Source organism: Paraburkholderia diazotrophica, from assembly GCF_900108945.1.
GTDB lineage: Bacteria > Pseudomonadota > Gammaproteobacteria > Burkholderiales > Burkholderiaceae > Paraburkholderia > Paraburkholderia diazotrophica.
In genome coordinates, this window is record NZ_FNYE01000007.1 from 178,891 (window position 1) to 192,510 (window position 13,620).

16 protein-coding genes are annotated in these 13,620 nt (G+C 61.8%); 8 read left to right on the plus strand and 8 right to left on the minus strand.

The genetic code is table 11. The features are described from left to right. Positions 1 to 3: 3 nt before the first annotated feature. A complete protein-coding gene (locus BMW76_RS12180; protein ID WP_090865376.1) occupies positions 4 to 1,335 on the minus strand; it encodes a type II toxin-antitoxin system HipA family toxin in 1,332 nt (443 codons plus the stop codon). Positions 1,336 to 1,337: 2 nt separating this feature from the next. Then, positions 1,338 to 1,832, minus strand: a complete 495-nt coding sequence (locus tag BMW76_RS12185) for a helix-turn-helix transcriptional regulator (RefSeq protein ID WP_090865377.1) — start codon at positions 1,830 to 1,832, stop codon at positions 1,338 to 1,340. Between the two features lie 362 nt (positions 1,833 to 2,194). On the opposite strand from BMW76_RS12185, the gene BMW76_RS12190 reads away from it, so the two are divergent. Continuing rightward, positions 2,195 to 3,655: an alkaline phosphatase family protein gene (locus tag BMW76_RS12190; RefSeq protein ID WP_090865378.1), complete on the plus strand. Its 1,461-nt coding sequence runs from the start codon at positions 2,195 to 2,197 to the stop codon at positions 3,653 to 3,655. A gap of 110 nt (positions 3,656 to 3,765) precedes the next feature. Here the strand turns inward: BMW76_RS12190 and BMW76_RS12195 are convergent, their stop codons facing one another. The 3 genes from BMW76_RS12195 to BMW76_RS12205 are packed head-to-tail and all read right to left on the minus strand — an operon-like array spanning position 3,766 to position 6,642. After that, complete coding sequence (locus BMW76_RS12195; RefSeq protein WP_090865379.1) at positions 3,766 to 5,019, minus strand: DUF3734 domain-containing protein; 1,254 nt, start codon at positions 5,017 to 5,019, stop codon at positions 3,766 to 3,768. Positions 5,020 to 5,028: 9 nt separating this feature from the next. Continuing rightward, positions 5,029 to 5,811, minus strand: coding sequence for a 3-hydroxybutyrate dehydrogenase (locus tag BMW76_RS12200; RefSeq protein WP_090865380.1), 783 nt, complete (start codon positions 5,809 to 5,811; stop codon positions 5,029 to 5,031). Positions 5,812 to 5,832: 21 nt separating this feature from the next. Next, the gene (locus BMW76_RS12205; protein WP_090865381.1) at positions 5,833 to 6,642 is read right to left on the minus strand and encodes an acetoacetate decarboxylase; all 810 of its coding nucleotides are present in this window, start codon (positions 6,640 to 6,642) and stop codon (positions 5,833 to 5,835) included. Positions 6,643 to 7,100: 458 nt separating this feature from the next. Between BMW76_RS12205 and BMW76_RS42440 the strand changes: the two genes are divergently transcribed. Further along, complete coding sequence (locus BMW76_RS42440; RefSeq protein ID WP_281248513.1) at positions 7,101 to 7,229, plus strand: hypothetical protein; 129 nt, start codon at positions 7,101 to 7,103, stop codon at positions 7,227 to 7,229. Positions 7,230 to 7,338: 109 nt separating this feature from the next. On the opposite strand, the gene BMW76_RS12210 is transcribed toward BMW76_RS42440, so the two are convergent. Further along, complete coding sequence (locus BMW76_RS12210) at positions 7,339 to 7,977, minus strand: LysE family translocator (protein ID WP_090865382.1); 639 nt, start codon at positions 7,975 to 7,977, stop codon at positions 7,339 to 7,341. A 138-nt stretch (positions 7,978 to 8,115) separates the two neighbouring features. On the opposite strand from BMW76_RS12210, the gene BMW76_RS12215 reads away from it, so the two are divergent. Further along, positions 8,116 to 8,937 (plus strand): SIR2 family NAD-dependent protein deacylase, encoded by an 822-nt coding sequence (locus tag BMW76_RS12215; RefSeq protein ID WP_090865383.1) that lies wholly within the window; start codon positions 8,116 to 8,118, stop codon positions 8,935 to 8,937. A 57-nt stretch (positions 8,938 to 8,994) separates the two neighbouring features. Here BMW76_RS12215 and BMW76_RS12220 read toward each other — a convergent pair whose 3' ends face one another. Next, a complete protein-coding gene (locus BMW76_RS12220) occupies positions 8,995 to 9,351 on the minus strand; it encodes a hypothetical protein (RefSeq protein ID WP_090865384.1) in 357 nt (118 codons plus the stop codon). A 116-nt stretch (positions 9,352 to 9,467) separates the two neighbouring features. Further along, positions 9,468 to 10,352: a LysR family transcriptional regulator gene (locus BMW76_RS12225; RefSeq protein WP_090865385.1), complete on the minus strand. Its 885-nt coding sequence runs from the start codon at positions 10,350 to 10,352 to the stop codon at positions 9,468 to 9,470. A 149-nt stretch (positions 10,353 to 10,501) separates the two neighbouring features. Here BMW76_RS12225 and BMW76_RS12230 point away from each other — a divergent pair, with 149 nt between their 5' ends. From BMW76_RS12230 to BMW76_RS12250, 5 genes are all read left to right on the plus strand, one after another. After that, positions 10,502 to 11,308: a TerC family protein gene (locus tag BMW76_RS12230; protein WP_245763191.1), complete on the plus strand. Its 807-nt coding sequence runs from the start codon at positions 10,502 to 10,504 to the stop codon at positions 11,306 to 11,308. Between the two features lie 13 nt (positions 11,309 to 11,321). Further along, the gene (locus tag BMW76_RS12235) at positions 11,322 to 11,636 is read left to right on the plus strand and encodes a TFIIB-type zinc ribbon-containing protein (protein WP_090865386.1); all 315 of its coding nucleotides are present in this window, start codon (positions 11,322 to 11,324) and stop codon (positions 11,634 to 11,636) included. Between the two features lie 125 nt (positions 11,637 to 11,761). Continuing rightward, the gene (locus BMW76_RS12240; RefSeq protein ID WP_245763192.1) at positions 11,762 to 12,058 is read left to right on the plus strand and encodes a hypothetical protein; all 297 of its coding nucleotides are present in this window, start codon (positions 11,762 to 11,764) and stop codon (positions 12,056 to 12,058) included. 175 nt (positions 12,059 to 12,233) lie between these two features. Next, on the plus strand, positions 12,234 to 12,539 hold the full coding sequence (locus BMW76_RS12245; protein WP_090865387.1) for an acylphosphatase: 306 nt from the start codon (positions 12,234 to 12,236) through the stop codon (positions 12,537 to 12,539). Between the two features lie 57 nt (positions 12,540 to 12,596). Then, the gene (locus BMW76_RS12250; RefSeq protein ID WP_090865388.1) at positions 12,597 to 13,607 is read left to right on the plus strand and encodes a hypothetical protein; all 1,011 of its coding nucleotides are present in this window, start codon (positions 12,597 to 12,599) and stop codon (positions 13,605 to 13,607) included. Positions 13,608 to 13,620 lie beyond the last annotated feature (13 nt).

The window sequence follows — 13,620 nt, forward strand, 5'->3', positions numbered from 1 at the left end:
GGCTTACATCGCCGCGAGCTTCCTGCTCTGTTTGAAAAGGCCGTCGAGTATCGCCGAGGCGAGGTCTTGCGGGAAAGCGACAGGCAGTTGCGCGGCCACGCTTTCGATGACGTGCTGTGTGTCATTCGTCACCGACGCGATCAGCGCATCGACGGCATCGGGCGCCAGGCCGACCTGCTGTCCTTGCGCGATCCAGTGCCGCCGCACGATCTGCGCGATCAGATAGTGGTTGCTCGCGCCGCGCACGGCCATCGCCATTTTCGCTTTCTGCATCGGGATGCGATTCGCGCCGCGCCCGATGATGGGATGCGCGGACAGCACGTCGTACAGCGGCGTCGCGCGATAACGATTGCCCGGTAGATGTGTGATGCTGAAATTCTTCGCGTGACCGTCGGTGGCCGCGAGCAGCCAGAAGATCAGTTGCGTCTTGAAGAAACGCGCGGTGTCGGTCGCGGCATCGATTGAGCCCGCCAGTATCTCCATCACGGTGTCGATGCCGGGGCCGCCGTCGGCCTGGTACTTCACGATGGGCGGCGTGCCCGTCGCCTGGCACATGTCTTCCTGCGGCAGGCGGACGATCCACGTGCCGTCACTTGACAGCCTGCGATCGAAGCGCTCGACGACGAGTGCCTTTTGATCGCCGAAATGCGCAATCTCGCACGCGGCGACGGGCAGGCCGTACGCTTCGACGATCTTCGAGCAAAGCCATTCGTTTTCGACCGACGTGCGCATGTCGGCGCGCATGTTGCCGACGAGTCCCAGCGGGAGCTTGAGAATGTGCGTGGTCGGCGTGCTGCCCGAGGGCAACACCCAGCGGCCCTTGTGGCGCAGCAGCGCTGTCTTTTCCTGCGCGCCCGCGATGGACAGCCGCAAGTCGCCCGCCTGATCGCGCTGGCCGAGCGGCGCGGCCGACGTCGTGTCGCGCAGCAGGCGGCCGATATCGTCGTCGGTGAGCGTCTCGCCGGCGATGCGGTAGAGGTCGGCGGGGGCCTCGCCTGGCGGCAGCATCTGGATCGCGCCGACGCAGTCGCGCCCGAGCGCCGCGAGCAGATCGAACGGCGCCGTGCCGCCCGTGCGGTAGCGCTGCGCCATCCGTCGCCGGATCGGCTCGCTGTCGGGCAACAGGTTGTCGAAGAACGCCGACACGACGGCGCCGCGATAAGCCTGATTGCCGGGCGTGAACGGCAACGAAAGCGACAGCGGACGGCCCTGTTCATCGTCGATCCAGTCGTCGAAGTAGACGAGCCGCTCGCCACCGCTGGCTTTTTCCCAGTAGCCGACGGCGAGGCCGTTCATCCATAGGTCGAGTCGTTGTATCTGGGAACTGCGCCGCATGCTTACCAGTTCTCGCGCTTTTTCGGTGGTGTTGCCGCTTGCTTCGCCTTGACGGCGGCGGGCGCTTTTCGGCCGGACGTGCTCTTGCTCGCGGCCATGCGGGCGCCCGGCGCTGCCTTGCCCGGCTGCGCCCGCTTGCCCGTCTTGCGTGCGGGGGCCGCGCGTTTCGGCTCGGCTTTGCGGGGCGCTGCCGGGCGAACCGTTGATACGTTCCCGTTAGTGGCGGCTGCGCGGTTCGACGGCGCCATCTTCGCGACGGGCGCCGTGTTCGCCGGCGACGGCGCATCTTGACTGAGCGTGATGCCGGCGTTCAACAGCCGCAAAACCTTGAACAGCCGCTCGACTCCGGCCGCAGCCGGATTCGCTTCGAACTGCGCATAGCTCTGCTGCGTGACGCCGAGCCGCTCGGCGAGCATGGCCTGCGTGAGTCCCGCGGCCTTGCGAAAGCCGCGCAGAACGGGCCGCAGCTGGCCGAGCGTCTTGACGGAATAATCCACGGCGGGCCTCGAAAGGGGACGGTTGAAGGCGGGCAGGCGAGGGTGTGCATGCGTCGCTGCCTGTCGATCAGGATACAGGTCAAAAACTGTATTGGCAATATACAGCCTTTAGACTGTAAAGAGTAAATACAGGCTTGAGACTGTGATAATGCGCATGTCCCCGTGCACGGCCATCCGCGTTACACGCCGGACGAGAAACCCATGCAGCATCGGGAAAGGATCAGGGAATCCACTGACACGGATCGCGTGCCGATCGGCGACGTCCGGGAACGCCAAGTGCTGACGAGGCTTGTCCGCCCGCTCGATCCGTCGACACTGATCTCAACGGCACCCCGGCGGCCCTTACAACAACGGAGAACGACATGAGCGATCATCAGTCTTCGAATGCACCCGATCCCACGCGCCGCAAGATACTGGCTGCGCTCGCGGGCACCGTCGCGTTGTCGGCTTGTGGAGGCGGGGGAGGCGGATCGTCGGGCAGTACGGGCGCGACAAGCGGCGTTCCGCCTGATCGCGCCAATCTGCCGAGGCCCGCGCTGCCCAACCCCGCCACGTCAGGCGTCGATCACATCGTGCTCGTCACGATGGAGAACCGCTCATTCGATCACCTGTTCGGCTGGGTGCCGAATGCGGAGCATCAGCAGAACCGGCAGTTCCCCGACGCATTCGGACAGACACAGTCGTCGTTCGCATTGACGTCGAACGCGGCATACGGATTCCAGGCCTGCTCGTTTTCCGATCCGAACCATCAGTACGCCGGTGGCCGCACGCAGCTCGCCAATGGCGCGATGAACGGCTTCCTGCTGACGCCGGGCACGAGCCTGTTGCGCGGCGATCTGCTGCCCATCGGCTATTTCGGTGCGGCCGACCTCGACTTCTATCGCGGCGCCGTCACGCAGTATACGGTTTGCGATTACTTCATGAGCGGCATTCTGTCGGCCAGTTTCCCGAACCGTCTTTACCTGCATAGCGGCGAAACCGACCGTCTCAACGACAACACCGACACCTGTACGTTGCCGACCATATGGGACCGGCTCGATGCGAAGAACATCTCGTCGACATATTACTTCCATGACGTGCCGATCACCGCGTTGTACGGCTCGCGCTACGTCGACCGTTCAAAGCTCTTCGCGAGTTTTCTTGCGGATGCGGCGACGGGCAATCTGCCGTCGTTCTGCATGGTCGACCCGAGTTTCGCGGGAGAACCGCAGGGAACATCGAATGACGATCACCCGCATGCGGACGTGCGCAACGGCCAGGTCCTGCTCGGCCAGATCTACGACGCGCTGCGCACCGGGCCGAAGTGGAGCACCACGCTGATGATCATCGTGTACGACGAATGGGGCGGTTTCATGGAGCACGCGGTGCCGCCCGTCAGGCCCGTATCGACGGCTGAACAGAGGCTGGGCAACGACGGCCGCCTGGGCTTTCGTGTGCCGTGCATGATGCTCGGACCACGTACGCGCGCGAACATGGTGTCGCGCTATCCGTTCGATCCCAGCTCGATTCATCAACTGCTCGCATGGCGCTTCGGTCTCGACCCGCTGGGCGTGCGCGGTACCGACACCGCCACCTTCAACATGGCCTATGCGCTGGACTTAAGCGATGCTGCGCGAACCGATGCGCCCGCCATTGCGGTGACACAGGGAACATTCGGCGTCGCGTGCTCGACGGCGGGCATCATACCTGGACTCGGCGGCGTCGATCATAGCCAGCAGCTTCCGTCGAGCGCGCCATCGTCGACAGCCGTGAATCCGCCCGGCGGCCGCTTCGCGGACTTGCGCGCGAAAGCGACTGCGCTAGGTTTTCCAGGCAGCATGTAAATTTTGCGCAGCCTTCGTGAAGCATTTGCGCGGCTCGATAGAAACACGGCTCTGCAACATGCGTATTGCAGAGCCGTGCTTCATCTAGAGCGAACCTGTACGAAATGTACTCAGGCTGCTTCCTTGCGGCTCTTGCCCGGCAACGTTTCGACGGTACGCTTGTCGGACTGCGGCACCGATCCAATGGGGCGGTGCACATCGTGTGTGGCGAAACCCTGCTCACGGCTCGGTACATCGAACCAGTCGCGATGCGAGAACGAATCACGAATATCGTCGAGGCCGCTTTGCCAGTGCTCGAGCATCGTATCCATGCTGAACTCGTAGTCCTTGTAGTGGCCTTCGTATGGCTTGTTCTTGTAGATCAGATGCACGACATTGATCGCGCTGCCATCCGCGGCCGCTTCTGCAAGCCGGAATAGCGGGTCCGCTTTCAGCACCGACGTCGGCACGTGTTCGAGCAGTTCCTTGATGAAGCGTGCGTGCTTCTGCCGCTCCGCGAGCATATTGGTGATTGCGCGAGTCCGGCTCGAATACTGAATGTCTTTTGCACGCTCCGATATGTCGAGAAAATCGCCGGGCGCATTGCCTTTCGCACTCCACAAATCGACTTGAAAGACCAGCGTGTCCTTGTGATCCGAATCGCGCAGAACCTCCGTTAGCGGCGTATTTGAAACGAGTCCGCCGTCCCAGTAGTATTCGCCGTCGATTTCGACTGCGGGAAAGCCCGGCGGCAATGCGCCCGACGCCATGAAGTGCTCCGGCGCGAGACGCATTTTTGCGTTGTCGAAGTACGTGAGATTGCCCGTGCGCACATTCACGGCGCCGACGGACACGCGAATCTTGCCGTCGTTAATGCGATCGAAATCGGCATACTGCTGCAACGTCGCCTTGAGCGCGGCCGTGTCGTAGTAGCTGACGCGGCTCGGGTCCAGCTTCGCGAGTCCTGCAACGGGTAATGGAAAGCGCGGCGCGAAAAACCCCGGCTGGCCTTCCGTCAACGCGCGGCCCGCGGCCCACATGCTGGCCCACTTGCGCGACAGGTCATGCAAGCCTAAACCGGGCAAGGTCCACGCGCTCACACTACCCACCCAGTCGATCGGATGGCAGATCGCATTCCAGAATCCGCGTAACGCTTCCACGCGTTTTTCCGGCGCATTGCCCGCGATGATCGCCGTATTGAGCGCGCCAATCGACACGCCCGCGATCCAGTCCGGTTCGACATTCGCCTCGGCCAGCCCTTCGACGACACCCGCCTGATACGAGCCGAGTGCTCCGCCGCCCTGCAACACGAGCGCGATCTCGTCGTAGCGCGGCAACACAAATGCATCCGGCCGCGCGCTGATTTTTTTTGTGTCGCTGCGCATGCAAGCTCCTTACTGCATCGACCAGCCGTGACTGACGATCACCGACTGTCCCGTCAGTGCCGCCGATTCGAAACCCGCGAGGAACGCAACCGTATTGGCGACGTCGTCGACTGTCGTGAATTCGCCGTCCACCGTTTCCTTCAGCATGACGTTCTTCACGACTTCGTCTTCGGTGATGCCGAGTTCCTTTGCCTGTTCGGGAATCTGCTTCTCGACGAGCGGCGTGCGCACGAAACCCGGGCACACGACATTCGCGCGCACGCCACGCGGGCCGCCTTCCTTCGCGATGACGCGAGCGAGACCCAGCAGGCCATGCTTGGCCGTCACATAGGCCGACTTCAGCTTCGATGCTTCATGCGAGTGGACCGAGCCCATATAAATGATCGAGCCGCCGCGCTTGCTGTCGTACATGTGCCGGATGGCTGCTTTGGTGGTCAGGAACGCGCCGTCCAGATGAATAGCGAGCATCTTCTTCCAGTCGGCGAACGCGTAGTCCTCAATGGGCGCCACGATCTGAATGCCCGCGTTCGACACGAGGACGTCAATACCGCCGAGTTGCTTTACCGCACTGTCGACGCCCGCATTGACGGCTTCTTCATTCGTCACGTCCATTGCAACGGCGAGTGCCTTGCCGCCCGCAGCGACGATGCTTGCCGCGACTTTCTGCGCGGCCTCGAGATTCAGGTCGGCAATGACGACGGAAGCGCCAAGGCTCGCCATTTTGCGCGCGCATTGTTCGCCGATGCCGCTTGCTGCGCCCGTGACGAGCGCGACCTTGTTTTGCAATGACATGTTCTTTTCCTGATGAGTGGTTTAGAGGGCGAGTTCCAGTGCATCGTCATTCGACTTCTTCGCGGTCTGCGTAGTGGCTTGCGCGGGCGCGAGATAGTCGAACGCCACTTCGCCGATATCGAGCGTGAGATTCGCAATCACGTGACGCGCGCCGATTACGCGTTTGACGGGCAGTTCCGCGATAGGCGCAAGCGCATGCGGATGCAGTTCGAGCGCGGCCGGGCCACTCCATGCACCGAGCACCGTCACGTCGCGCAGATAGAAGCGCACGAGCTCGCAAATGCGCGCGCTGCCATCGACATGCGGAATCACTTTGAGCAAATAGTTCGGCGTATCGGCGAGCCGGGCGCGCTCGGCTTCGATGTCGAGCGTCCGGTGCTTGTAGCCCATCGTGCCCGTCGCGATGCGTTGCGTGCCATAGTTCAGCGTGCCGAGCAGCGTGTCGTTACCGTCGACGCTCAGCTTCGGGCGCGCGAGCTTCTTCGGAAAGCCCCAGATTTCACGGCCACCGGCAATCGGGCCTTCGTCGTCGAGGTACATCGAGTGCGTGTAGTTCGCAAGACGTCCTTCCATGTCGCGCACGGAAATAACCTGACCGCTTTCGGTGTAGTCGCCAAAGCCCGACGAATCCGGCATGCGGATGAATTCGTAATGGACCAGCGCGTTTTCCGGCTTGAGAGGTTCGGGCACAACGGCGCGCAGCGCATCCATTTCCGTTTCATACGAAATGATGAAGTACTCGCGGTTGAGAAAGCGGAATGGCGGGCGAGGGTAGGCGGGATTGTGGACGGGCATCGCAAAAGCGGATTGCCGGATCGACTTGATGTCCATACTTTTCCTTTGAGCGATAGGCGTTGTTGGAGCACGGCGAATCTTAGAGCAAAAGCGTTTGCGCCATCACGTTAATTTTTCCAATACACCGTTGGTTCAAACGCAACAGTATTCGATGCTTTCAATTCGATTCGTTAAACGACCGATCATTGTGAAATCCGGCATGACCTCTTTGTCCAGGCGAAATGAACGCATCCCCACGTGTGCATGAACATATTGAGGTATCCGATCTATTTGAATAGCTTGCTTCGGTGATGCGCAACCGCTCGTTGTGGACGCATTCGGTTTTCCCGGAATGCAATTGGAACCTGATAAGCGCGTATACGCAGATGACAAAGGCCCGTTGTAAGGTTGCGTCGTCCGTTTGGCAAAGAGGTTTATTGATTTGTTGCGCCGCGTCACGTGTGCGGATATACTAGGGTTGTTACCTAAGGTGTTACCCGTACAAGGAGTCCGCCATGCAACAAGCAACGACCGCCGCTGCCTCGTCCACGAACTGGCTCTCGCGTCTGCGCGAACTCGCCATCCGCGCTGTCGAACTGCATCTGCAGCATTGCGCCGTGCTGGCCGAAGCCTATCGCCGTTAAGCATTTGCCGCTGGGCATTTCGCATAAAACAAGGGGGAGTACGCGCCGTACTCCCCCTTTGCTCATCAGCGTTCTACGGCCGGCTTGCGCGGCCGTTATGTCCGTGCGGTCAGATACCCGCCTTTCTCGCCGCAAGGATCAGCCGCAGTCCGAGTGCCGCGATCGCGCCTGCGGCAATTCGATCGATCCACTTCTTTGCGCGCAAATAGACTTCGCGCGGATACCGGCTCGAAAAGCACAGCGCGACGACCGTGTACCAGCCGGCCTCCACTGCAAAGACGAGCGGCGGCAGCACGAAATAGCACCATACAGGCGGATGCTGCGGCAACAGTGCCGCAAAGATACTGCCGTACCAGATCGCCGTTTTCGGATTGCTGAGCTGCGTCGTCAAGCCGATCCAGAACGATTTCTTCGCGCTACGGCCGTGCGCCGCGTTAGAGCTATTCATCGCGATAGGCTGAGCCGCACCGCGCCAGATCTTCGACGCGATATAGATCAGATATAGCCCGCCCGCAATTTTCAGCGCGATATAAAGCCATTCGACGGCAACGAGTAACGTATAGAGCCCGGCGAGCGCGATGCCGCCAAAGAAAATCCCGCCGACGCCCATGCCGAGCGCAGTCGAGAGTCCGTCGCTGCGAGACAGGCTGATTGAATTTCGCGCGACCAGAACGAAACTCGGCCCGGGAATCATCGCGCCCAGTAGCAACGCGATGAGAATGACAAATACAGCGGCGGATGCGGACATCGACTTGTCTCCTCGATAGGGTGGCCACGCTGCATGAACGATGGCCTCGCGAACCATGTATCGGCTCGCGTCGCTATTGTCCAATACGCGAAGCGTGGCATACAAGACGCTTCGTGCGCGAATTGCTAGAGTAGCGCGATGGACGAAAACGAACGTATCAGGCGCGCCGTGTCGTGGCTACGCGAGGCCGATGGCATGCTCGTGACCGCAGGCGCCGGCATGGGTGTCGATTCAGGCTTGCCCGATTATCGCGGCGCCGACGGATTCTGGCGCGCCTATCCCGCATTGAAACAGCAACGCCTCACCTTTCGGGACATGGCGAATCCGCGTGTGATGGCGTTGCATCCGCGGCTTTGCTGGGGCTTTTATGGGCATCGTCTCGACCTGTACCGGCGCACGATTCCACATGAGGGCTTCGCCATGCTGCGCCGCTGGGCCGATTCGATGCCGCGCGGACTATGGGCATTCACGAGTAACGTCGACGGACAGTTTCAGAAGGCGGACTTCGACGACGCGACGATAGCCGAATGCCACGGTTCGATTCACGTTCTGCAATGCTCGGAAGTCTGCAACGACCGGCTATGGTCCGCCCATGACGTGCGTCCCATCGTCGACGAGGCGAGCTGTGAATTGACGAGCGATCTGCCGCGCTGCCCGGCATGCGGTGCAGTGGCGCGGCCCAATATCCTGATGTTCGGCGATTACGACTGGATCGCGCTGCGCACCGAGCAGCAGGAGGCGCGCTTGCACGCGTGGCTGTCGACGGTCGAGCGGCTCGTCGTGATCGAAATCGGCGCGGGCAAGGCCATACCGACCGTGCGTCTGTTCAGCGAGCAGAACGGGCCGCGCGTCATTCGCATCAATCCGCGCGATTTCGGCATTGCGTCGCATCTGGGCATTGGGCTTGCCAGAGGCGGAGTCGACGGCTTGAGGCTGCTCGATCGCGCGATGAATGCGTAGCGGGCGACACCGCGCTGGCAGTGCCGCCGACCACGCAGCCATCAACTGCATTCATCCTTAAGCGGAATCAGGCTGAGCGGCCCATGCGGGCTCGCGCTGGCTGAAGCGTCGCGCGGCAACACGCGTCTGCTGTCTTCGCACGATGGAACGCGCCGCGCGAGCGAGCGCCAGATCGAGCGCGCCGCGCCAGTCTCTCGCAATCGACGTCACGACGACGGGCGTCGCATCGGGCGTCTGCACGTGGACCTGGCAGCGCTTGTCGAGCCCGCCGCGCGGGCCATTGATGTCCGAAAGACTGACCGTTGCCTTCGAAATCAGCCAGTCCAGACGTCGGAACACGAACCGGATACGTTGACGCGCGAAGCTGCGCATACGAACAGCTTCACGATCGCGGGACTTGAACAGGACTTGCATGCGACACCTCCTTCGTGAGTACGGTTCAAGAGTACGGTGTCGACGTGTCCGGAAAAAGCAGAAATAGCGGAACGGAAAGTTCGGAAAAATCGAAGCCTGCGCTACAGCCAGAACAGTCAGCCCAAAGCGGAAGCCAGTACCTTTTGCGTCAACGGATGATGGCGTCCGCGCCGCGACACGATCGCGTGAATCTCCTCTTTCACATCGGGCGACCGGCCTAGCCAGCGCAAGCTGCGATGGATCGGGTCGTTGCGCTCGGCGCCGAATGCCGCGAGTGGAAACACGCCGAGGCCTCGCGATGCGAATAGCGCCATCAACGCGCTGTCTTCGAACTCGCCCGCGATACGCGGCCGTATGCCTTCCGCTTCGAACCAGCGCTCGAGCCGTGAGCGCAGAGAAGAATGTCCCGTCGGCAGCAAGACGGGCAGGCTCGCGAGACATTGCGGGAAGTGGTCGATGGCGCTCTTGCGCACGTTAGCCGCCGGTCCATACCAGTCGATCGGCGATGCGATCAGGCGTTCGCTCGACAGCCGCAAGTTCGCGTTATGTGGCGCCGCGTGACTGGACAGCACGAGATCCAGATGATGGTGCGCGAGTTCGGCTAGCAACTGCTCGGCTTCTCCCTCGTGACAGAGCAGCCGCAGCGCCGGCGCATCCAGCACGGGCGCGAGGATCGCATGGGCGGCCAGCTTCGAGATGCCATCCGTCAGACCGACCGCGAAGCGCGCGACCGCTCCGCTTGCGGCCTCGCGTACTTCGTCGTGCAGCGTGCTGCCGAGCTGAAAGATTTCTTCCGCGCGTGCGAACGCTGCCTGGCCGGCCTCCGTCATCGCGACGCCGCGGCCCGCCGGCTTCAGCAACTGATGACCGAGCGATTTTTCCAGTTCGCGTACCTGCGCGCTAATGGTCTGCACGGCCATGTCGAGCCGTTCGGCGGCGCGCGCAAATCCGCCTTCCTTCACAACGACCCAGAAATAGTGCAGGTGCCGGTAGTTGAGCATTTGGGGGCCTCGTGTACTTCGAAAAATACGAATCAACCGTCAGATTATCACTGGTTTTTTCGACGCCTCGCGTGATGGATGATTCGCTTTACAGGCTGTGAACCAGTAATCGGCCGTTTTCCTTCAACCCCGGACAACAACGCGCGCAAATGGACTCCCTGTTGACTCTCGTCGCCGATCCCGCGGCATGGGCGGCACTCGTGACACTCATCGTGATGGAAGTCGTGCTCGGCATCGACAACCTGATCTTCATTTCCATTCTGAGCAACAAGCTCCCTGAAGCGCAGCGCGCACGGACGCAGCGCATCGGCATCATGCTCGCGCTCGTGATGCGTCTCGGCCTGCTTGGTACCGTCGCGTGGATTGCGCGCCTGACGGAACCGGTGTTTTCCCTGTTCGACCATGCGTTCTCATGGCGAGACCTGATTCTGCTCGCGGGCGGTTTGTTCCTGGTGTGGAAGGCGACGCGTGAAATGCACCATCACGTGAGCCACGATGCCGATGTGTCGAATGCGGCCGTGCGTGTCGGCGGACTGACGGCGACGGCTGCAATCGGCCAGATCCTGCTGCTCGACCTCGTGTTCTCCGTCGACAGCATCATTACGGCCGTCGGCATGACGGACCATCTGCCCATCATGTTCATCGCGGTGATTGCGGCTGTCACGGCGATGCTGTTCGCGGCGGCTCCGTTGTCGAAGTTCATCGAGGGCAATCCGACCATCGTCACGCTGGCGCTCGCGTTCCTGCTGGTGATCGCGATGACGCTGATCGCGGAAGGATTCGGTTCGCACGTGCCGAAGGGTTACATCTATGCGGCGATGGCTTTTGCGGGCTTCGTCGAAGGCATGAACATGCTGGCGCGCCGCAGACGGATAAAGCGTGAACACAGCACGGCTGCACACGCGGCAGCACATGCAACAAACCCGAATCACCGGGATACCGAACTCGTGAAATGAAAGGAGCAACGCAATGAAATGCCCCGTTTGCAAGACCCCCGATCTTCTGATGACCGAGCGGCAGAACATCGAAATCGATTACTGCCCGACATGCCGCGGCGTATGGCTCGATCGCGGCGAACTCGACAAGCTGATCGGCCAGATGCAGGACGCGCCCGAGTCGCAGCGCGCAGACGCGGAGCACGAGCGTCACGCGCGCTATAGCGATCGCGATGTGCGGCGTGAACAGGAGTGGGGCCGGCGTCACGAATCGCACGACGACAGTCGCAAGCATTACGATGCGCGCCGCAAGAAGAAGTCGCTGTTCGATATGTTCGATTTCGATTGAGCGTCGACGTCGTCCGACTGCGTTGCGTCCTGCGCCCCACGGCGCCGGGCGCAACGCCGATGATGTGAGCGGCGGGCGCGTGCGCGATCCATGCGTTCCTGAGCCAATAATCACAGAAGCATGCGTTGCTCGTCGCCGAAATCGCGCGAACGACGGGGCCGGCCGGTCGCTTCACGCGCATTCCGATGGCGGATTACGTCACTGCGCTCGAAGAAGCACAACTGCCGCATGATGTCATCGGATTGCTTCGCTGCCTGTTCACGGAAATGCTCGACGGGCGCAATGCTTCCGTGCGGGACGGCGTGCTTCGTACGCTGGGGCGGCGTCCACGGGAATTCGGCGACCAGGCGCGCGCAACGGTGGTGACTGATGTCCGGACGCCAGCCGTGGAGCAACGGAACGGCAACGGTCGCAAGCTCTGATCCGCCTGGTTTTTCCGGTCTGGAACGAAAGAGAAGAGGCAAAGGCATCGTCATACGTATTCGCTTCCGACGAAAATCGAATCGGCCTATCGCTAGCGCACCGACGTGACATACGATCGACACATCGGTGTGAGTGCGATATTTTCGTGGCAGTTTTTGCCGGTGGAGAGCACGTATGGCAGGCGATTTCGATGGCCGGGTGACGACGCTGCTCGTGAGAGTAACGGGCACGGTTCAGGGCGTGGGGTACAGGGCGGCGTGCGTGCAACAGGCGGCCGTGCTCGGTGTCGCGGGCTGGGTGCGCAACCGGATGGACGGTTCCGTCGAGGCGCTGCTCCAGGGCGCGCCGGAGCAGGTGCGCGCGATGTGCGACTGGATGATCGACGGCATGCCCGTGGCGCTCGTCGACAGGATGGAAATCGAAGAGCTTGCGCCGCCTTTTACGCGGTTCGATGCGTTCAGGCAGATTCCCGATGCGTAGATACGCGCATTCTGCGCGCCATAGACTATGTTTGATGGGCCTTCGGAGAATTCGACAATGGGTCTATTGCGCAGGCTGTTCAATCGCGAGCGGGGCCACGTTTCAACGGTCGACGCCGCGCGTATCGACGAAGCGGTCGAGCGCATTCTCGCCATTCATCCACGGCTGAAGCTGGCGAGCCATTACCGGCGTCGCCTGAAACGGCCTGTCGCAGCAACGCTCCAGTACGTCGACGAGCTGATCGCCTCGCTGCCCGCGACGCTCGAGGCCAATGCCGCCGCGTGGTCCAGCAATCCCTGTCTGCGCGCGTTCTTTGCGACACCGGACGATATCGCGCGCGCGTTCGGCCGCTCCGAGGCGGTGCGCGCCTTTTTCGAGCAGAACCCCGCTGCACTGGACGTGTACGGAACGCTCGGGATGGCCTTGAACGAGCGTCATGTACTCGGCGTCGCGATGGAGGGCGACACCGTGCGCCATGACGTCGTACAGACGACGTTGTCCTTCAGCGATCATCGCGTGAGGATATGCGGACGCGCGGAATCTGAGTTGCGCGAGGAACTGGTGCGGCGGCTGATCGACCAGATGGCGCTGGAAGGGCTTTCCCGGCTGGCGACCGATCGCGCGGAACGTCTCGCTCGGGGACGCGAACTGATGCAGGAGCGCGTCGCTTTGCTGCATCAGCAGGGCACGGGTATTCGGGCCGTCGTCGGCGGCGACGGTGCGACCCCGGAAGAACTCACGCGCGTGCAGGCGCAGATTGCGGAGAACGCGGAAAGTCTCGCGGCGCTCAGAGTGCCGACGGAAACCATCGAGCTCGACCTGAAGGGCGTGTGTGAAGTGTTGAGCAATCCATCGGAGCACGTCTACGTCAAGACGCGGCACATTCGGATCGACATGATGAACGTGATCCAGAAGGCGAACGTGCAAGGCGCGCGCGAAATCGAATTTCATTTCGCGCGCATTCCCGGTCCCAGGCCGGAAACGCGTGCCTTCGCACTGGTCCGCTTTAGCCGTGCGGACTTGCCGCCAGGTGGATTGAATATCGACGCGGCGATGCGCGCCCTATAACATTCAATATGAA

Coding starts and splice junctions, on each gene's coding strand:
- BMW76_RS12195 (WP_090865379.1), bottom strand. CDS start 5,019: ATGCGCAGCGACACAAAAAAAATCAGCGCGCGGCCGGATGCATTTGTG.
- BMW76_RS42440 (WP_281248513.1), top strand. CDS start 7,101: ATGCAACAAGCAACGACCGCCGCTGCCTCGTCCACGAACTGGCTCTCG.
- BMW76_RS12225 (WP_090865385.1), bottom strand. CDS start 10,352: ATGCTCAACTACCGGCACCTGCACTATTTCTGGGTCGTTGTGAAGGAA.
- BMW76_RS12215 (WP_090865383.1), top strand. CDS start 8,116: ATGGACGAAAACGAACGTATCAGGCGCGCCGTGTCGTGGCTACGCGAG.
- BMW76_RS12200 (WP_090865380.1), bottom strand. CDS start 5,811: ATGTCATTGCAAAACAAGGTCGCGCTCGTCACGGGCGCAGCAAGCGGC.
- BMW76_RS12230 (WP_245763191.1), top strand. CDS start 10,502: ATGGACTCCCTGTTGACTCTCGTCGCCGATCCCGCGGCATGGGCGGCA.
- BMW76_RS12205 (WP_090865381.1), bottom strand. CDS start 6,642: ATGGACATCAAGTCGATCCGGCAATCCGCTTTTGCGATGCCCGTCCAC.
- BMW76_RS12190 (WP_090865378.1), top strand. CDS start 2,195: ATGAGCGATCATCAGTCTTCGAATGCACCCGATCCCACGCGCCGCAAG.
- BMW76_RS12220 (WP_090865384.1), bottom strand. CDS start 9,351: ATGCAAGTCCTGTTCAAGTCCCGCGATCGTGAAGCTGTTCGTATGCGC.
- BMW76_RS12245 (WP_090865387.1), top strand. CDS start 12,234: ATGGCAGGCGATTTCGATGGCCGGGTGACGACGCTGCTCGTGAGAGTA.
- BMW76_RS12235 (WP_090865386.1), top strand. CDS start 11,322: ATGAAATGCCCCGTTTGCAAGACCCCCGATCTTCTGATGACCGAGCGG.
- BMW76_RS12210 (WP_090865382.1), bottom strand. CDS start 7,977: ATGTCCGCATCCGCCGCTGTATTTGTCATTCTCATCGCGTTGCTACTG.
- BMW76_RS12250 (WP_090865388.1), top strand. CDS start 12,597: ATGGGTCTATTGCGCAGGCTGTTCAATCGCGAGCGGGGCCACGTTTCA.
- BMW76_RS12180 (WP_090865376.1), bottom strand. CDS start 1,335: ATGCGGCGCAGTTCCCAGATACAACGACTCGACCTATGGATGAACGGC.